Here is a 17,445-nt window from a genome sequence, read left to right as displayed (position 1 = left end):
TCCTCGTTGATTTTTGACATGGGGTAGCCACAACCTTACTCCCTTTAAGCAGTACGTGCGTAATGCGTCTCCTCGTTGACCAGCGATTATTTTGCAATATTAGTGTTGCAGAAAGTGTTTATCAGCCGTTTGTGCAGTAAAGGGGAGTTTTAGGGCCCGGCCCTTTTCACACTTGACTTTTCAGTCCACTAGAATCGTGCGACATGACACCAGCTGATTTGGCCACACTGATTAAAGAAACTGCCACCAAGGTCATGGAAAGCCATGGCCTTGACTCCTCCGTCTTGCCGGAAACGGTAAACGTCGAACGCCCTCGCTATCCTGAACACGGCGATTATGCCACCAATGTGGCACTGCAGGTGGCCAAAAAGGCCGGAGCTAACCCGCGCGAGTTGGGTGGCTGGCTAGCAGAGTCCCTAGCGGAAAATGACGCCATTGCGGAGGCCGACATCGCCGGGCCTGGTTTCATTAATATTCGCCTCGGTGCCGATGCCCAGGGGGAGATCGTCGCGCAGATTCTCCGCACCGGAAAGAATTATGGCTCTAATGATTCCTTTGCGGGCAAGAAGGTCAATCTAGAATTCGTCTCCGCTAACCCCACCGGTCCGATCCACCTCGGTGGTACTCGTTGGGCCGCAGTCGGAGATTCCTTGGGTCGCGTGCTGGAGGCATCCGGCGCGGAGGTTACCCGCGAGTATTACTTCAATGACCATGGCGGCCAGATTGACCGTTTCTCCCGCTCCCTCGTGGCGGCTGCGAAGGGCGAGCCAACTCCGGAGGATGGCTACGGCGGAGCCTATATCCAAGACATCGCTGCGGCCGTGGTGGAGAAGAATCCATCCGCCCTGGAGGGCAGCGATGAAGAAGTGCAGGAAGCCTTCCGCGCAGATGGCGTAGAGATGATGTTTGCGCAGATTAAGCAATCTCTGCATGAGTTTGGCGTGGACTTTGATGTCTACTTCCACGAGAACTCCCTCTTTGAGTCCGGTGCGGTCGACGCTGCGCTGGACAAGCTCAAGGCTGAAGGCAATATGTATGAGGCCGAGAATGCGTGGTGGCTCAAATCCACCGACTACGGTGATTCGAAAGACCGCGTGGTGGTTAAGTCTGATGGCAATGCGGCCTATATCGCAGGCGATATCGCATACGTGGCTGATAAGTTCGACCGCGGCCATGATCTGAATATCTACATGCTGGGTGCGGACCACCACGGCTATGTGCCGCGCTTGAAAGCGGCAGCTGCCGCCTTGGGCTACGATGCCGATGCTGTCGAGGTACTAATTGGCCAGCTAGTCAACCTTTTGCGCGATGGCAAGCCGGTGCGCATGTCCAAGCGTGCGGGCACAGTTATCACCATGGAGGACCTCGTGGCCGCCATCGGCGTGGACGCCTCCCGTTACTCCCTGGTGCGATCCTCTGTGGACCAGAGCATCGATATTGACCTCGGCCTGTGGGAATCCCAGTCCTCCGATAACCCCGTCTACTACGTGCAGTACGGCCACGCCCGCCTGTGCTCTATCGGCCGCAAGGCAGCCGAGCTGGGTGTCGATGCCGAAGGTGCGGACCTTTCCCTGCTTACACACGAACGCGAGGGAGATCTCATCCGTACGCTGGGTGAATTTCCGGCCGTAGTGGAAGAGGCAGCGCAGTTGCGCGAACCGCACCGCATTGCCCGCTACGCCGAAGACCTCGCTGCGGTATTCCACCGTTTCTATGACTCTTGCCAGGTCCTGCCCAAGGCCGGCGAGGAGAAGGCTCCTATCCATGGTGCCCGCCTGGCATTGGCACAGGCAGCCCGCGTGGTCCTGGCTAATGCTTTGACCATGGTGGGCGTAAGCACCCCGGAGAAGATGTAAATGGCGGATTTTAATGAGTTGCCCGCCCATGTCTGGCCGCGCAATGCGCAGCGCGAGGAAGACGGCGTAGTTACCATCGCTGGCGTTCCGCTGCCGGACTTGGCGGAGGAGTTCCACACCCCGCTCTACGTTTTCGACGAAGATGACTTCCGGTCCCGCTGCCAAGACATGGCGCGTGCCTTTGGCGGCCCGGAGCATGTGCACTATGCCTCCAAGGCATTCATTTCCAAAAAGATCGTGAATTGGGTCAATGAGGAAGGCCTGTGCTTGGACGCGGCCTCTCTCAACGAGCTCAAGATTGCACTGGCGGCAGAATTCCCGGCCGAGCGCATTACCACGCATGGCAATAATAAGGACGAAGAGTACCTGCGGCTGTGTGTAGATGCCGGCGTGGGTCACGTCGTTATCGATAATGAGCACGAACTCGAAGAACTCAATCGCATCGCTGGGGAAGCGGGCAAGGTGCAGCCGGTCATGATCCGCGTCAAGCCGGGCGTGGATGCGCATACGCATGAATTCATCGCTACAGCGCATGAGGATCAAAAGTTCGGCATTTCGCTAGCCACCGGTGCGGCCTTCGCCGCGGCCAAGCGATGTTTGGAGGCAGAGAACCTGCACTTGAGCGGCCTGCACTGCCATGTGGGCTCCCAGGTATTCAACGCGGAAGGCTTCAAGCTTGCCGCTGAGCGCGTAATGGGCCTGTACCGTCAGATCTACACCGAACTGAACGTGACATTGGAAGAGCTCGATTTGGGCGGTGGCTTCGGCATTCCCTATATGCCCTATGAAGAGGCACTGGATATCGAGCGCGTGGCCAGCGATATGCTCGGTGCGGTCAAGCACACCGCAGAGGAGTTGGGCATCGAGGCTCCCTTCCTCCTAGTTGAGCCTGGTCGCTCCTTGGTCGCTGGCTCTGCGGTGACCGTCTACCGCGTGGGTACCGTCAAGGATGTAGAAACCGGCAAGTCCGATCTGCCGCTGCGGCGCTATATCTCAGTCGACGGCGGAATGTCAGACAATATTCGCCCGGCGCTCTACGGTTCGGCGTATGACGTGCGCGTGGTCAACCGCTTCAGTGATGGGGAAGAGGTTCCCTCCCGCGTGGTGGGTTTCCACTGCGAATCCGGAGATATCCTCCTTGAGGATGGCGAGCTACCCAATGATATCCAGCCGGGAGACTTGATTGCCTTTGCAGCTACCGGCGGCTACCAGTACATGATGTCCTCGCGCTATAACGGTGCGGTGCGCCCCGCGGTCGTCGCAACGCGCGTGGGACATACCAAGCCAATGCTGCGGCGCGAGACCATCGAGGATCTTCTCTCCCTCGAGGTCGACTAGCCGGCGCCCGCAGCCCCGCCACAAGGTCTAATTTAATTCAGGCCTTGTGGCGGGGCTTTTTCTATCTAGGAGTCTATTTAGGGCGAAAGTAGACAGCTTGTTCTGTATAGTGTCCTGTATCCGCACTGAGCGGGAACGACACGTTAACCCCAACTTCAATATGGAGACGGACTATGGCTGCACCGACTAGTGAGCTTCAGGCACAAAAGCATTCCGGCAAAGGCGAAGGCGAGACCGTTGGTATCGCGCTGCTGGGCTTCGGCACCGTTGGCGCTGAGGTCTTCCGCCTGCTGGGAGAAAATGCTGATGCCTTTGCTCACCGCATTGGCGGCCCAGCCGAGATTCGCGGCATCGCCATCCACAATAAGAATAAGCTGCGCCCAGGGGTACCCCAGGAGCTATTGACCGATGATGCCAAGGCACTTGTCGCCCGCGACGATATCGACCTTGTAGTTGAGGTCATCGGCGGCATTGATTTTCCGCGCGAGCTGGTCCTCGCCGCTCTCAATTCCGGCAAGTCCGTGGTTACCGCCAATAAGGCGCTGGTGGCCGCGCATGCGGATGAGCTGGCAGAGGCCGCTGACCGTGCCGGCGTGGACCTTTACTTTGAGGCTGCTGTGGCCGCCGCCATCCCGGTGGTGGGCATGTTGCGCCGCTCCTTGGCCGGCGATCAGGTAGAGCGCATCTCCGGTATTGTCAACGGCACCACCAACTTTATTTTGGATGCCATGGAGTCCACGGGTGCCTCTTATGATGAGGCACTGGCCGAGGCCACCCGTCTGGGCTACGCCGAGGCTGATCCCACCGCGGATGTTGAGGGCCACGACGCCGCCTCCAAGGCCGCCATTATGGCATCTTTGGGCTTTCACACCCGCGTGAAGTTTGAAGATGTGCACTGCGAGGGAATTACCAAGGTCACGGCCGCGGATATCGCGGCGGCTAATGACGCTGGTTATTCCATCAAGCTGCTGGCCATCTGCGAGCGCCTCCAGCGAGAGGACGGCTCCGAAGCTGTCAACGCCCGCGTACATCCCACTTTGGTGCCCAAGGAGCACCCGCTGGCTTCTGTCAGCGAGTCCTATAACGCCATCTTCGTCGAGGCCGAGGCCGCAGGTTCCCTGATGTTCTACGGCAATGGCGCAGGTGGTAATCCTACTGCTTCTGCCGTGCTTGGCGACGTCGTCGGTGCAGCCCGCAATATCGTCCACGGCGGCCGCGCACCGGGTGAAAATACCTACGCCAATCTACCTATCGCCGACTTTGGTGAGGTGGAAACTCGCTATCACATCGATATGGAGGTCCAAGACCGCACCGGTGTGCTTGCGGCTATCTCTACGGCCTTTGCCAATAATGGCGTATCCCTGCGCACGGTCCGCCAAGAGGACGGTGAAGATACTGCTCGCCTCATCGTAGTTACCCACGCTGCCAAGGAAGCCACCCTGGACAAGATCGTGGCTGACTTGGATGAGCTAGCTGAGGTCAAGGCCGTCCATTCCGTAATCCGCCTCGGCAGCTAGCCCGACGCAATAGACTGGTCAGCTATGAGTATCGAAGTTGAAGTCGGCACCAAAGCAATCGTGACCGTTCCCGCTTCTACAGCGAATCTGGGCCCCGGTTACGACACCTTGGGCATGGCGCTAAGCCTTTATGACACCGTCGAGGTAGAGGTCACCACCTCTGGGCTGGAGGTAGAGATTTTTGGTGAGGGCGCAGAAGACCTGCCGCGCGATGGCTCCCACCTAGTGGTTAAGGCGATTCGCTCCGCGCTCTCGGCGGCCGATGCTACCGTCCCGGGCCTGCGGGTGGTTTCGCATAATAATATTCCGCAGTCGCGTGGCTTAGGCTCTTCCGCCTCCGCCGCTGTGGCGGGCGTGGCCGCTGGCAATGCGCTGGCGGGAAGCCCCCTTACACAAGAGCAGGTGGTGCAGCTTTCTTCCGCTTTTGAGGGCCACCCCGATAATGCGGCCGCCTCCGTGCTGGGGGATGCCGTGGTGTCGTGGACCAATGTCCCCGTCGATGGCCACTCCTTGCCGGACTATCGCGCTGCTTCCATCAAGGTGCATAAAGATATTCGTGCCACCGCGCTCGTGCCGGATTTCCATGCTTCTACCCAGGCGGTGCGTCGCGTATTGCCGTCGCACGTGACTCATTCGGATGCGGCGTTTAACGTCTCGCGCACCGCGGTGCAAGTGGCTGCATTGCAAAACTATCCGGACCTTTTGTGGGAAGGCACCCGCGATCGCCTGCACCAGCCGTACCGAGCGGATGTGCTTCCTGTGACCGCGGAGTGGGTTAACCGTCTGCGCAACCGAGGATACGCAGCTTATCTCTCCGGCGCCGGCCCGACCGTAATGGTGCTGCACACCGAGGACATCGATGAGAGCATTCTTGCCGACGCCCGCGAGCAAAACCTCCGCGTCCTCGACCTCGCCGTCGCCGGCCCAGTCAGCGTGGAGCTTACGCAGGCTTAATTTCCAGCCTGCATACGTTGTGAGGCTGGCGCGGCACCAGGTTAATGGTGGTGCTTTCATCGGTAGTTTCTTGCAGGAAGCCAGCGTGTACCGCGCAGAGGAACGGTGAAGGCTTAAGCCCTGAAGACACAAAAGGGCAGGCGCGGAGCTCAATATCGGTAGAGTCCGGCTGCATGGCGGGGTCAAAGCCCATATCGCGCAGCGTGGAAAAGAGCGTATCGAGTGCGCGGTCGGAGCCCTCCGCGCCTGCGGCGCGTGCCCAGCGGCGCCCGATCTCGATGGCCTTGGCTGACGCGGCGTCGTCAAGCTCTTCCTTGCCCGCCAGCATGGTGGTCAGCACTTCTACCAGGGTGATGTATTCCTCTGCCACGGTCTTATTGTCTGGGACGCGGACTTGGAAAATCAGGGAAGGGCGTCCCCGGCCCTTACTTGGGGCGGATAGCACGTTTACAGCTCCGGCGTTGACCAGCTCATCGATGTGGCCGCGGGCGGTGTTGACGTGCATGCCAAGCTCCTCGGCCACGGTGCCGGCTTTGGCGCCATCAGGATGGCGTTTTAAAGCAGTGAGCACCTCGCGCTGCTTTGGCGAGAGGTTGAGGGCCTCGGGGAAGAGCTCGGTGGTGGGCCGGGGTAGTGAGTCAGGCATGGTAGAAAATCCGCCTTGGGGTCTGCATAACAGAGATTCTATTTGGGGTGGACAAAAACGTTTGCTGTAGATATTGCCAAGGATACGGTGCTACCCACCGCAAAACCTAAAGCAGACTCGCGGTCTACCGGTACGGTGGCCTCGTAACCGCCCAGGTCCACGCGCAGCTGAGCGGCTGCGAGGCTGGTGGCCTCGACCGCTAGGACTCGCACAGCCCACTGGTTGCAGGCTTCCGGCACGGCGCCGATGGTGGCCGTATGCGGATCGAATGTCACCGCCACCTCCCGCCCGGGCTGAACAGGTGCGTGTTCTGTCGTTGCCAAAATAGTAATCTCCCCGCAGGCGACCTCCACAGTGGAGGCATCTGTGGCGGTCACCGTTCCTTCAAGGCGGTTAAGCCCCGCGAGTGCCGCAACGAAGCCAGTCGGCGGGGCATCAAGCAGCCGCGCGGTAGCGTCGTGCGCTCGCACCTGTCCGGCTTCCATGACCAGCATGTCCTGCGCCAGGTTCGCAATGTCGAGTGCGTTATGGGTAACGAGCAGGGTGGTCCTATCCTCGCGGGCAGCGTGCAGAAAGTGGCGCCACCTCTCGGCCGATTTCACGTCGACTGCGGCAAGTGGCTCGTCCAGTATGAGAACGGCTGGTCGTGCGGCTAGCGCGCGCACCAGGGCCACGTGGGCGGCCTGGCCGCCGGAGAGGGCTGTTACTGGGACGTCGGCAAGCTCGTGCAATCCTGCTGCCGCGAGAAGCTTCTGCGCACGGGTTCTATCGCGGGTAACCATGGCGACCGCTTGCTGGGCCGTCGAGCGCGGCGGCAAGCCCGGCCGCTGGGTAAGTAAGACGATGCCGGTTGTGTCTGGAGAAACCTCACCGCCGCTCAGGCGTCCAGCAATGCGTCCCATAAAAGTGGTCTTGCCGGAGCCGTTCGGACCCACCACGGCCGTAATGGCTCGTGGAGACAAAGCCGTGCGCACGCCTTCGACCGTCACGGATACCGCCTGCGCATTCGTGGGCTGGGTGAGCTCGCGGAGCTTGTCCACGTCCAGTGAATGCAGCTGCTTTGCCTGTGGCTGGTAGCGCCGCCTTCGCAGGGTCGGCAAGCCCGCAAGCGCCAGGCAGACCAAAGCCAGCCCGATAAGCAGGGCGGAGAGCACGTAGGCGCCGTCCGCGTCGACCTCTCGCTCTAAATAGATACCCAGCGGCATCGTGCGGGTAACCCCTGGCTGAGAGCCGGCAAAGGTCAGTGTCGTGCCAAATTCGCCCAATGAGCGCGCGAAGGCCAGCGCCGCGCCGGTAGCTACAGCCGGCGCGATCGAAGGAAGGGTGATCTTGCCGAGTATCTCCCAACGCCCCAGGCCCACGCTCCGCGCAGAAGCGAGGATTTCCTGGTCTAGTTGGCGCAGCGCCGAATCGACCGCTACCACCACAAAGGGCAGTGCCACGAAGGTTTGCGCCACCACGACTCCGGGGAAGGCGAAAGCGAGGTGGATGCCCAGGGCGTCGAGAAGCGGGGCGAGGTAGCCCTTGCGCCCTAAGGCTGCGGTAAGGGCCAAACCGCCGACCACCGGTGGCATAGCCAGAGGAAGGTAGACCAAAAGACGGATAATGGTGCTGCCGCGGCCGAGCTGCTGGACCCATAATGCCAGGCCCAAGCCCAATACGAGTGCGAGCAGCATGGACTGGAAGGCCGCCGCCACGGAGATGAGCAGCATGTCTCGAATCTCTTCGCGGCCAAGGTATTCGCCGATGCGTGCCCACGGCACCCGCAGCCCGAGAGCTACCACGGGAACGATGATGGTAGCTACCGCAATGAGACCAATGAGGCCGATAAGCAGCGGGGCCTTGGGGCGGACAGGCTGAGGGGCGGACATAGACTACTCCGCTGGGCTGAAGCCAAGGTCGCGCCAGGTGGAATCGAAGTCACTGCCCAGTACCTCGAGCACCGCGCGTGCCTGGTCGGGATGAGAGGCGTCCGTGGCAACGGCACCCAAAATCTGGTTGGAGAATTTCTCCGCCCCAGGAATCTCAATCACCTCAACATCATTGCCGGCCGCGGCGGCATCTGTGGAGTAGACCCATCCAGCATCGGCTTCGCCCGAGGCCACCTTTCCCAAAACGTCTGCCACCTGGCGCTCCTGGGAGGAAGGGTGTGCGTCCAGATGCTGGTCATCGATGATTTGGGAGGAAATATCGCCGCAGGGTACTTGCGGATCGCAGAGTACGAAGTGATGGGAGTGGGAGAGATCGTGCACGGAATGGATTCCCGCCGGATTTCCCTTGGGAACCACCATGACCATGACATTGGTGGCGAGCACCTCAGGTGTGGTGACTGTGCCATCCTGGACCGCCTTATCCATGGTCTTCTTAGAAGCTGTGAGGAGAAGATCGGCCGGGGCACCCTCGCGCAGCTTGCTCACCAGATCGGACGAGCCGCCATTTTCAAAGCTTAGATTCACTGCTGGATCGAGCTGGCCCGCGCGCTGGGTAAGTTCCTCATTGATAACGCGGGTGGATGAGGCCGCCAGTACATTGAGCGTGGGATCCGCCGTATCCTGCGGCGAGGTTACTGACGTGTGCGGAGCGCAGGCTGAAACGGCGAATCCCAAGGCAACGAGGAGTGCGGCGATGCATCTTTTCATCTGCGGAGAGCTCCTTTTCGGCTTCTTCGGCGACGGGCTTGACCTACCTAGAATAGCCCTCCGCCGGACAAAGGTTTAGCTCACGCGAGTGAACTTGATGTGGAAGTCGTTTTCTTCTTCCTGGAGGTAGTCGAGCTCGAACTTCTCCTCGCGGGACTCGACTTCTTTGAGCAGCGGAATAGGGTTGTGCGGGGCGATGAGGATCATAGACTCTCCCACGTTAAGGGTGCCCAATGCGCCATGGATGGCACCGTGGCGAACGGCGTGCGGAATTTCTGAGGCGTTGAGGGTGGGGATGGAATGCGGCCTATTGGCGTCGGAAATGGGCAGCTGCATGGCAAGTAGTCCTTTCTACTGGGGTGCTAGTTTCGCTCTGACCCCAATATTAGTACGATAAAACTCGTGCAAAATAATAGCGTGGCGCATCGCCTTATCTTTCTCGCCTGTGCAGGTTTATCCCTGCTGGTTGGGCTGGGTGCGGGCGCCTCCCTCCTGGGTTTGAACGCCACCCCGGGAGCATCCTTTGCCGCCGACCACGGGCCGCTTATGGTCTTCGGCTTCATAGGCGGGGCCATCGGCCTCGAACGCGTCGTCGCCGCGCGCACCACGTGGGCCTGGGTGGGGCCTGTATGCCACGTCGCTGGCGTGCTCAGCATTCTCGCCGGCCTACCGCGTGGGGTCGCAGCCATGTTCTTTGCCGCCGGCTTCCTTGTCCTTGGCTGCATCTATGCCACTATCTACCGCCGTCAGGCTAGCCTCGCGATCCTGGTGCAGGCAGTCGGCGTCATTGGGGGAGTAGTTGCCGCCGCCCTCTGGGCCATGGGGCCAGGGTTTGCTACTGCGATGCCGCTGTGCGCGCTTTATGCCGTGGCCACCATCATCGGCGAGCGCATGGAATTAGCGCGCATAACCATGGCCGGAACTCGCGCCGAAAATCATCTCACCCTCTTAGTGCTGGGGCTGGCGGCAGCCAGCGTTATCTATGTGCTTTCCCCGGCGGTGGGCTATCGCGCAATGGGGCTGATGTTGATTGCCATCGCCGTGGCGACCGCGCGGGTGGATGTGGCCAAGAACTTGGTGCGCTCACAAGGATTGCCGCGCTATTCGGCGGCATGCATGCTAGCCGGCTACGCCTGGCTCGCGTTCGGCGGGTACTTGTGGCTGATCTATGGCGAGGCCACCGGCTTTGTCTATGATGCCTCGGTGCACACCATTTTCCTGGGCTTTGTCATGTCCATGATTTTCGCGCACGCGCCCATCATCGTCACCTCTGTTATTCGCCGCCGCCTGCCATACCACAAAGTGCTCTACGTACCTGTGGGGCTCTTGCATGGTGGCCTTGCGCTGCGAGTCCTTGCAGATTGTGCCCAGCACACCACAGCGCTCCAAAGCGGCGGGGTGGTTACCATTATTGCGGTAATAGGCTTTCTTGCCTGCGGCATTACCCTGACCAGCAAGGAGGCGCGACGTGCGCATTCATGACATTTCACTGGCCGCACGCGGCCGTTGGCATACCCTTAGCGCTGCCATTATCGCCGGGTGGATTCTAGTCGGCCTCGGCCTGCTCATCGCTAGCTCCTTGGGCGCACCCGTGGTGTGGTGGGATATCATCCATCCCTTCACAATTGGAGCGCTGACCACGGCGATTATCGTCTTTTCCACTCACTTCACCGAGGCCTTGAGTAGGACTGCGGGTGGGGACTATCGGGGCGTCGGCAGTCGCGTGGGGTTGGTACAGCTGGGGCTTATTTTGTTGCTCATAGATAGGGCGGGGTATGACTGGGGCCCGCTTGCCGACGTCGCCTCAACCCTCATCATCGCCGCCCTCGCCTGGCACCTGTGGTTCGTGGCGCGGCGCCTGCGCGGTTCGCTGTCTGGTTCCTTTGCCGTGACCGTGCCCTTTTATATCGCCGCGAGCGTGTTCATGATTGTCTCCATAGTGCTCGTCATCCTCAGCGGCAACGGGGTAGGCGAGTACTCCCTCCTCATCGGCGCCCACTCGCGCGGTATGGTCTGGGGATTTGCCTGGCTTACCGTCATCGGCACGGTGGTGACCTTGCTCCCCACGCTGTCTGCCACCGCGATTTCGCCCACTGCTCGTGCGCGGTGTACTCGTGCGCTCATCGTGCATTGCGTGGGGCTGGGATGTGCGATGGCACTATACGCGGTAGGTCTCACCCGAGCTGCAGGTGTGGCCCAGCTGCTCGTGGTATTGGCAGCCCTGCTCATCATCCAGCCGGTACTCGCCACCGTCATGGGTCGCTCACCACGACTGACCACCGCCACCGTTGCCGTCATCGCCGGCCTGCTGTGGATGCTGGCGTTGTGCGCCGGTGATGCCATCTCCGCGGCCGTCGGAGCCTACCCGCGCACCATCACCTTGGTTGTACTTCCCGCCTTCCTCGGCGCTGGCCTCTTGCAAATGGTGACCGGTGTCTTGCACCATCTGTTGCCCATCCTTACTGGAGCGCGCCCCAATACCGCGGACCGCACCGGTTACGCTCGTCTGCTGCTCATCAACCTGGGCGGACTATTTAGCTTGCTGGATGCTATTGCGGCCGGGCTTATCATGATGGGGATAGGTCTTGCCGCCAATATCTTCGCCGTTGGCCGAGCCCTCTACTTACAGAAAAGACTGGAGAACTAAATGCTGAGCGTCTCTTCCTCACAACCCGCGGATAAGCCCGCGCCTAAGGATTCCTCTTGGGCATCGTGGCTACTCATCGGTATCGCGTTAGCGGCAGTAATCGCACTCGCGGTGGTCAATTCCACCGGCAAGAGCTCTCAATCCGCTACGCCTGTAGCAACCGGTGAAACGCAGACCATTGACGTGGGCGTGGATGGCATGGCATTTACGCCCTCGTCCATCGATATCGACCCGGGAACCCACCTGGTGGTCAACTTCACTAACTCGGGTGACCAAGTCCACGACCTGAAGATTGGCGATGCCGAAACCGGCCGCGTCGATCCCGGCGAGACCGTCCAACTTGATGCCGGAGTCATCGACTCCTCCGAGGAAGGCTATTGCACCATCGCCGGCCACAAGATGCAGGGCATGACTTTTAAGGTCAACGTCGGAGATGGCGCCGCCGCAGGGCATGATCACACGGTGGCGTCTGCGAGCAACCCCCACGTAGACGTGCCCACCGCCGCCGAACTCGGCACCCAGCACGATGGCTTTTCTGCCTTCGACGCCTCTGTGCAGCCTGCCGCCAAAACGAAGACCCACAAAGAGACCTGGACGATGACCGAAGAAGTCGTAGAGGTCGCCCCCGGCATCAAGCAAATGCGTTGGCTCTTCAACGGCCAAGCCCCAGGCCCGACCCTGCGCGGAAAAGTGGGCGATAAATTCGAAATCACCATCAAAAACGAGGGCTCCATGGCCCACTCCATCGACTTCCACGCCGGCGAGGTCAACCCTGATGAGACCATGAAATCCATCCAACCGGGTGAGGAATTGACCTATAAATTCACCGCGCATCGCTCCGGCATTTGGATGTATCACTGCTCTACGATGCCCATGTCCCTCCACATCGCTAATGGTATGGCCGGCAACGTCATCATCGATCCGCCGAACCTGAAGCCCGTGGACGCGGAATACAACTTCATGGCGACCGACGTGTTCCTCGGTGAGGAAAACACTGGTGCCGATGCCCAGCGCGTAGCCGACGGCCGCTTCGACCTCATGGCCTTTAACTATTATCCAGGCCAGTACGACGCAGAACCCATCAAGGCCAAGGTGGGCGATACTGTTCGCCTGTGGCTGACTAATCTAGGCCCCGACCAGCCGCTGAGCTTCCACGTTGTGGGCGAACAATTCGATACCGCCTACAAAGAAGGCGCCTACCTCATCAAGAATGAGGACTCGACCGGCTCGCAAGCCCTGGACCTCCTCCCGGCGCAAGGCGGATTCGTCGAGATGACCTTCAACGAGCCCGGTACTTATTCCTTTGTCAATCACATCATGACTAACGCCGAGAAGGGGCAGCACGGCAAGTTCATCGTCACGGAGTAGGCCAGCCTCGCTCGATACACCCTTCGCGCTCACCATGAAACAAGTTTCATAAATCCGCGGCTTCACGGTGATCACGAAGAGCGGGGTAGTTCTGCAGCTTCCCCTTCGCGCTCACCGGGACGGTGATTTCGTGCTACCCGCGGCTGCTAGTGAGCGCGAAGGGTGGTGGGAAGAAGACCCTTACCCTTGCCGCTCACCAGTGCGGTGCCGTGGCCTAGTTCAGCGAGCTGCGGTGAGCGCGAAGGGGGAGGGCAGGGTCCGGGAAGCAGAGCAGGGGGAGCTCGCGCAATTCCGCGTGTGTGTCGTAGTCGCGTTCGGCGCCGGTGCCAGGGACCTCGACAAAATTCACACCGCGGATGAGGCGGCGGACGGAGACGTTCCTAGCCGTAGAAAGGGATTCGAGCTGAGTGTGGAGCGCGGGGGCGTGCCAGAGGGAACACAGCGGCTGGAGGTAGCCGTCGGCGGCGCGGGTGAGTACGGCATCGGCCGTGGAGGAGGCGAGGGTCGAGCGCAGACGGGGAAGCAGTAGCGGCGAATCGGGGGCATCCACGGCGAAGAGGGCAAGTTCGGTGCAGTGGGATAACGCTTGTGCGCCGGCCGCGATGCCAGCGACGGGACCACCATAGAGCGGGGACTCGCACACCTGGGGTAGGCCGAGATAATGCGGGGAGACGGCCACGGCCGGGGTGCCGTAGGGGAGCTGGGCGAGCAGGCGGTCTATAAAACGTGTTCCGTGGGCGGAAAGAGAGGCTTTATCTGTGCCACCCATGCGTCGGCCGTGGCCACCGGCGAGGATTATCGCGCCGAGCATTAGGCCTCCGGCAGGGTGCGGGACCAGTCTCCGGAGCGGCCGCCGGATTTCGCCACGATGCCGCAACGGCGGATATAGGCGGAGCGGTCCACGCCCTTGACCATGTCGATGATGGCGAGCGCGGAAACATTCACGGCCGTAAGCGCTTCCATCTCCACGCCAGTGCGGTCGGCGGTGCGGACGGTGGCGGAGATGAATACGTGGTCGTCGGCAAGCGTGAGCTCCACAGCGCAGCCGTGCACGCCGATGGTATGCGCTAGTGGAAGCAGCTCGGGGACCTTCTTGGCGGCGGAAATGCCGGCGATGCGGGCTACGGCGAGGACATCGCCCTTGGGGACCGTGCCGTCGCGCAAAGCGGTCATGACCTCGGGGGAGCAGGCGACTTCGCCCTCGGCCGTGGCAGTGCGTACGGTGGGTTGCTTCTCGGTGACATCGACCATGTAGGCAGCGCCGTCAGAGTTTAGGTGGGTAAATTTCATGGTTGCTCCTTTAATACAGATAAACGGTGGTCTCTTCGCCCACGGCGGGCGGTTCGGAGGAGATGAGACAAAAGCCATTGGTACCGGCGAGCGATACGACGCGATGGCTGCCGTGGGGCAGGTGCGAAGTAATGGCGGGCTCCGGCTGAAAGTCTACGGTCACGGGGACAATGGTCGGCCGGCCGCGGGAGGCAGGAAGAGGCGAGTCCACACGGGCGCGCAGGTTGACCCGCTCCCGTGGCGCAGGGTGCCCGGAAAGTGCGGCGATGAGGGGCCGAGCATAAAGCTGGAAATCCACGAAGGCAGCCACGGGGTTGCCGGGCAAGCATAGTACCGGGGTGCCTTTCCAGAGGGAGTAGCCCTGTGGGGCACCTGGGCGCTGATCGACGTGACCGAACCACGCGGAATCCGTGCGCCCCAGCACAGTGTGGACCACATCGAAGGCGCCGGCTGACACGCCACCGGAGGTGATGATGAGGTCGTGGGAGGAGGCAAGCTCATCCAGTGCAGAGGCGAGGTCCGCAGGGGCATCACTCACGTGGACGTGTGCGTCTGCGCCTGCAAGGGCAGCGAGCATGGGGCCGTTGGAATCCGGCAGCTGGCCGGCAGCGAGCTCTGTTGGGGAAGAGACGAGTTCTTCGCCAGAAGAAATGATCGCTATGCGTGGGCGGCGGTAGGCCGAGACGGAATAAACGCCGGCGGAGGTGAGAGCGGCGATTACGGCGGCGTCGACAAGCGTGCCGGCTGTGGCCACTGGCGCGCCGGGCTGGATATCCTCCCCGGCAGGGCGAATATGTGACTTGGTGGGAGCATCGGTGATGGTCACCTCGTCTGGAAGCGCTACTGGGCCGGCCGGGGTGGTGGTATTTTCCACGGGCACGACAAGCATTCCTGCGGTATCAGCTACCGGTGCGCCGGTCATGATGCGCACGGCGTGTCCCGCGGGGACCTCGATAGGGGCGGCGCCGGCTGGGACATCGCCGGCGATGGGGAGGGTCCACGGGCCGGTGGAGAAAAGATCCGCGGCGTGGACGAGGAAGCCATCCATCGCCGAGTTGGCGTGGGGCGGCACGGGAAAGCGCGCGGTGGCATCGGCGGCGAGGACGCGGCCGATGAGGGAAGCATCGACGGCGGCTGACTCGGCCGGCAGGGGGGATGCCAGGGTGAGGACGGCATCGAGGTGCGCGGAGATGCTGCGGGGCGTGGACATAAAAATAAGGTTAGCCGCCGATGGCGGACATCGGACGGTCCGGTTGGAGAAAGCCCTCGTCATCGATGCCGTGGCCAGGCTTTTTGGTCCACATTTCCCCAGCCCAGGCCTCCATGATCTCCTCATCGCTGGCCCCAGAGCGCAATAATTCCCGCAGTGGGGTTTCGGAATTGCCAAAGAGACAGTTGCGGACGGCGCCATCGGTAGTCAGCCGCGTACGATCGCAGTCGCTGCAGAAGGGGTGGGTGACCGAGGCAATGATGCCCAGTGTGCCGCGCGTTCCATCCGGAGCGGTGGCCTCCCACAGAGCGGCGGGGGCAGAACCCCGCGGTTCGCGGGCGGGCTGTAGCGAAAAGTGGGTGCGCAGACGGGCGAGGATATCCGCGGCCGTTACCATGTCCTCGCGGCGCCATTGCTCGCGGGGCCCAAGCGGCATCTGTTCGATGAAGCGCAGCTGAGCACCGTGGCGGACGGCATAGTCTGCTAGCGGGACGATGTCTTCTTCATTGACCCCGGGCATGACCACGGCGTTGATTTTGATGGGCTTTAAGCCCGCGGCATCCGCGGCAGCGATGGCCTGAAGGACGTGATCGAGGCGGTCGCGGCGCGTGAGCGCGGCATAGCGCTCGCGGTCGATGGTGTCGAGCGAGATATTGATGCGGTCGAGCCCGGCCGCGGCGAGGGCGTCGGCCCGCTTTTCCAGTCCCAGCCCGTTGGTAGTGAGCGCGGTGGAAGGGGAGAGGCCTTGGTCAGTGCGTAGCTCCTTGGTGGCGGCAATAATCTTTTCCAGCGACTTACGCAGCAAGGGTTCGCCGCCGGTGAAGCGTACTTGGCGGATGCCCAGCTTGCCGACGCCAATTCGAATCAATCGGATGGTTTCCTCATCGCTCAAGGTCTTCTCTGTGGGCATCCACTCTAAGCCTTCGGCCGGCATGCAATAGGTGCAGCGCAAGTTGCAGCGATCCGTGAGGGAGACGCGCAGGTCGCGGGCTTGGCGGCCATAGCGATCCAGCAGTGCGCGCGTGCCATCAGCAGCCGGGGCGGGCAGATCCGCTGGCAACTGCGCCCGGACCACGGTGGGCAGGGGCAGGGAAACTACGGGTCGCTGCGTGGAAGAGGTCATTGGTGCCAGTCTAAGAGAGGGGACGAGGTACACCAAGCTGCAACGGCTTAGAGAAGGATATTATTCCTAGTTTTCCCGGCTTAACTCGGTAGCTTCGGTGGCAGCGAGGCGCTGCGATTCGCCTGGACCCTTGAGCCGGATGATGTTGTACTCGCCTTCTGCCAGGTGGGTGCGCAAATCCTTCTTATCGAATTTGCCCACGGAAGTTTTATCGATGGACTTTACAAAGGTCCAGTACTCCGGCAGCATCCAACTTGGCAGCTCCTTGCGCATGCTGGCGCGCAGGCGCTCTGCGGTTTCGATGGTGGGAGAAGCACCTTCTGCCAAGACGGTAACGGCCAGTGGGCGCTCGACCCATTGCTTATCGGGGTAGCCGATGACGGCGGCTTCGACGACAAGTTCGTCAGACATGATGAGGTTTTCTAGCTGGACGGAATAGATCCACTCGCCGCCGGAGCGGATGACGTCTCGGGCGCGGTCCTCTACGGTAAGGAAGCCGTCCTTGGTGACCGAGCCGACATCGCCAGTGCGCAGCCAGCCATCCGCGGTGAACTTGCCCTCTGCAGCCTCGACCTGCTTGCCACGAAATTCGGAGGCGATTTCGCCCGGCTCAGCGGTAGGCGAGTGGTAGTAGGAACCGGTGACTAGGTTGCCGCGTACCTGCAGCTCGCCCGCGTTGCGGTCGGTTCGGGCCACAACTTGGCCGTCATTGACCACGCGGTATTCCAGCGAAGCGGGGATGCGGCCCTGGGAGATGCGGTAGGCCCACCGAGTATCCGCCCGCCGAGCCGGGGGCGGGCGCGGGCCCCGGTGGGGGCCCGCAGGGCGTGGGGCCCCTGGGCCCGTTCCCCGCGGTG

Annotated in this window: 16 protein-coding genes and 2 pseudogenes; 7 read left to right on the top strand and 11 right to left on the bottom strand. The window is 61.5% G+C overall.

Annotated features, from left to right (window positions below; genetic code table 11):
- Window positions 1-203: 203 nt before the first annotated feature.
- The 4 genes from argS to thrB all read left to right on the top strand — a co-directional run bounded on the left by argS (window position 204) and on the right by thrB (window position 5,665).
- On the top strand, window positions 204-1,856 hold the full coding sequence (gene argS, locus WMP96_RS09835; RefSeq protein WP_340433181.1) for an arginine--tRNA ligase: 1,653 nt from the start codon (window positions 204-206) through the stop codon (window positions 1,854-1,856).
- A complete protein-coding gene (gene lysA, locus WMP96_RS09830) occupies window positions 1,857-3,194 on the top strand; it encodes a diaminopimelate decarboxylase (protein ID WP_340433178.1) in 1,338 nt (445 codons plus the stop codon).
- Window positions 3,195-3,367: 173 nt separating this feature from the next.
- Window positions 3,368-4,711, top strand: a complete 1,344-nt coding sequence (locus WMP96_RS09825; RefSeq protein ID WP_340433175.1) for a homoserine dehydrogenase — start codon at window positions 3,368-3,370, stop codon at window positions 4,709-4,711.
- A 24-nt stretch (window positions 4,712-4,735) separates the two neighbouring features.
- On the top strand, window positions 4,736-5,665 hold the full coding sequence (thrB, locus tag WMP96_RS09820; RefSeq protein WP_239206812.1) for a homoserine kinase: 930 nt from the start codon (window positions 4,736-4,738) through the stop codon (window positions 5,663-5,665).
- Here thrB and WMP96_RS09815 read toward each other — a convergent pair.
- The 6 genes and pseudogenes from WMP96_RS09815 to WMP96_RS09800 form a co-directional block, all read right to left on the bottom strand.
- Window positions 5,652-6,311, bottom strand: a complete 660-nt coding sequence (locus WMP96_RS09815) for a helix-turn-helix transcriptional regulator (RefSeq protein ID WP_239206811.1) — start codon at window positions 6,309-6,311, stop codon at window positions 5,652-5,654. The genes thrB and WMP96_RS09815 overlap by 14 nt on opposite strands.
- Window positions 6,312-6,349: 38 nt before the next feature.
- Window positions 6,350-6,796: a TOBE domain-containing protein gene (locus WMP96_RS11770; protein WP_445292950.1), complete on the bottom strand. Its 447-nt coding sequence runs from the start codon at window positions 6,794-6,796 to the stop codon at window positions 6,350-6,352.
- 138 nt (window positions 6,797-6,934) lie between these two features.
- Window positions 6,935-7,285, bottom strand: a pseudogene (locus WMP96_RS11765) (ATP-binding cassette domain-containing protein); the annotation flags it as partial.
- Between the two features lie 150 nt (window positions 7,286-7,435).
- Window positions 7,436-7,987: pseudogene (locus tag WMP96_RS11760) on the bottom strand (molybdate ABC transporter permease subunit); the annotation flags it as partial.
- Window positions 7,988-8,185: 198 nt separating this feature from the next.
- Window positions 8,186-8,950 (bottom strand): molybdate ABC transporter substrate-binding protein, encoded by a 765-nt coding sequence (gene modA, locus WMP96_RS09805; RefSeq protein WP_239206809.1) that lies wholly within the window; start codon window positions 8,948-8,950, stop codon window positions 8,186-8,188.
- Between the two features lie 75 nt (window positions 8,951-9,025).
- Entirely contained in the window at window positions 9,026-9,286 is a 261-nt protein-coding gene (locus tag WMP96_RS09800; protein ID WP_086588034.1) for a DUF2249 domain-containing protein, read from the bottom strand.
- A 66-nt stretch (window positions 9,287-9,352) separates the two neighbouring features.
- On the opposite strand from WMP96_RS09800, the gene WMP96_RS09795 reads away from it, so the two are divergent.
- From WMP96_RS09795 to WMP96_RS09785, 3 genes are read left to right on the top strand one after another with little or no spacing between them, the layout of a single operon-like run.
- Complete coding sequence (locus WMP96_RS09795) at window positions 9,353-10,432, top strand: hypothetical protein (RefSeq protein WP_301716190.1); 1,080 nt, start codon at window positions 9,353-9,355, stop codon at window positions 10,430-10,432.
- Window positions 10,419-11,597: a beta-carotene 15,15'-monooxygenase gene (locus WMP96_RS09790; protein ID WP_301716189.1), complete on the top strand. Its 1,179-nt coding sequence runs from the start codon at window positions 10,419-10,421 to the stop codon at window positions 11,595-11,597. Before WMP96_RS09795 ends, WMP96_RS09790 begins: the two co-directional genes overlap by 14 nt.
- A complete protein-coding gene (locus tag WMP96_RS09785; RefSeq protein ID WP_340433163.1) occupies window positions 11,598-12,965 on the top strand; it encodes a multicopper oxidase domain-containing protein in 1,368 nt (455 codons plus the stop codon).
- 214 nt (window positions 12,966-13,179) lie between these two features.
- On the opposite strand, the gene mobA is transcribed toward WMP96_RS09785, so the two are convergent.
- The 5 genes from mobA to WMP96_RS09760 form a co-directional block, all read right to left on the bottom strand.
- Complete coding sequence (gene mobA, locus WMP96_RS09780) at window positions 13,180-13,776, bottom strand: molybdenum cofactor guanylyltransferase (protein WP_239206804.1); 597 nt, start codon at window positions 13,774-13,776, stop codon at window positions 13,180-13,182.
- Complete coding sequence (gene moaC, locus WMP96_RS09775; RefSeq protein ID WP_086588029.1) at window positions 13,776-14,255, bottom strand: cyclic pyranopterin monophosphate synthase MoaC; 480 nt, start codon at window positions 14,253-14,255, stop codon at window positions 13,776-13,778. Before moaC ends, mobA begins: the two co-directional genes overlap by 1 nt.
- 10 nt (window positions 14,256-14,265) lie before the next feature.
- Window positions 14,266-15,465 (bottom strand): molybdopterin molybdotransferase MoeA, encoded by a 1,200-nt coding sequence (locus WMP96_RS09770; protein WP_239206802.1) that lies wholly within the window; start codon window positions 15,463-15,465, stop codon window positions 14,266-14,268.
- Window positions 15,466-15,475: 10 nt separating this feature from the next.
- Window positions 15,476-16,588 (bottom strand): GTP 3',8-cyclase MoaA, encoded by a 1,113-nt coding sequence (gene moaA / locus WMP96_RS09765; RefSeq protein WP_301716187.1) that lies wholly within the window; start codon window positions 16,586-16,588, stop codon window positions 15,476-15,478.
- A 66-nt stretch (window positions 16,589-16,654) separates the two neighbouring features.
- A partial coding sequence (locus tag WMP96_RS09760) for an AMP-binding enzyme (protein WP_445292949.1) occupies window positions 16,655-17,445 on the bottom strand: 791 nt, incomplete at its 5' end.

Source organism: Corynebacterium sp. KPL4035 (assembly GCF_037908325.1).
In the GTDB taxonomy this organism is placed as follows: Bacteria; Actinomycetota; Actinomycetes; order Mycobacteriales; family Mycobacteriaceae; genus Corynebacterium; species Corynebacterium kefirresidentii.
Note: the sequence above shows the minus strand (reverse complement) of the source record. Positions and strands in the feature narration are given on the sequence as shown.

What these genes read in the sequence shown, in the direction of transcription:
- modA (WP_239206809.1), bottom strand. Translation starts at nt 8,950, where the DNA reads ATGAAAAGATGCATCGCCGCACTCCTCGTTGCCTTGGGATTCGCCGTT.
- WMP96_RS09785 (WP_340433163.1), top strand. Translation starts at nt 11,598, where the DNA reads ATGCTGAGCGTCTCTTCCTCACAACCCGCGGATAAGCCCGCGCCTAAG.
- WMP96_RS09825 (WP_340433175.1), top strand. Translation starts at nt 3,368, where the DNA reads ATGGCTGCACCGACTAGTGAGCTTCAGGCACAAAAGCATTCCGGCAAA.
- WMP96_RS09800 (WP_086588034.1), bottom strand. Translation starts at nt 9,286, where the DNA reads ATGCAGCTGCCCATTTCCGACGCCAATAGGCCGCATTCCATCCCCACC.
- moaC (WP_086588029.1), bottom strand. Translation starts at nt 14,255, where the DNA reads ATGAAATTTACCCACCTAAACTCTGACGGCGCTGCCTACATGGTCGAT.
- WMP96_RS09770 (WP_239206802.1), bottom strand. Translation starts at nt 15,465, where the DNA reads ATGTCCACGCCCCGCAGCATCTCCGCGCACCTCGATGCCGTCCTCACC.
- mobA (WP_239206804.1), bottom strand. Translation starts at nt 13,776, where the DNA reads ATGCTCGGCGCGATAATCCTCGCCGGTGGCCACGGCCGACGCATGGGT.
- lysA (WP_340433178.1), top strand. Translation starts at nt 1,857, where the DNA reads ATGGCGGATTTTAATGAGTTGCCCGCCCATGTCTGGCCGCGCAATGCG.
- WMP96_RS11770 (WP_445292950.1), bottom strand. Translation starts at nt 6,796, where the DNA reads ATGGAAGCCGGACAGGTGCGAGCGCACGACGCTACCGCGCGGCTGCTT.
- moaA (WP_301716187.1), bottom strand. Translation starts at nt 16,588, where the DNA reads ATGACCTCTTCCACGCAGCGACCCGTAGTTTCCCTGCCCCTGCCCACC.
- thrB (WP_239206812.1), top strand. Translation starts at nt 4,736, where the DNA reads ATGAGTATCGAAGTTGAAGTCGGCACCAAAGCAATCGTGACCGTTCCC.
- WMP96_RS09815 (WP_239206811.1), bottom strand. Translation starts at nt 6,311, where the DNA reads ATGCCTGACTCACTACCCCGGCCCACCACCGAGCTCTTCCCCGAGGCC.
- argS (WP_340433181.1), top strand. Translation starts at nt 204, where the DNA reads ATGACACCAGCTGATTTGGCCACACTGATTAAAGAAACTGCCACCAAG.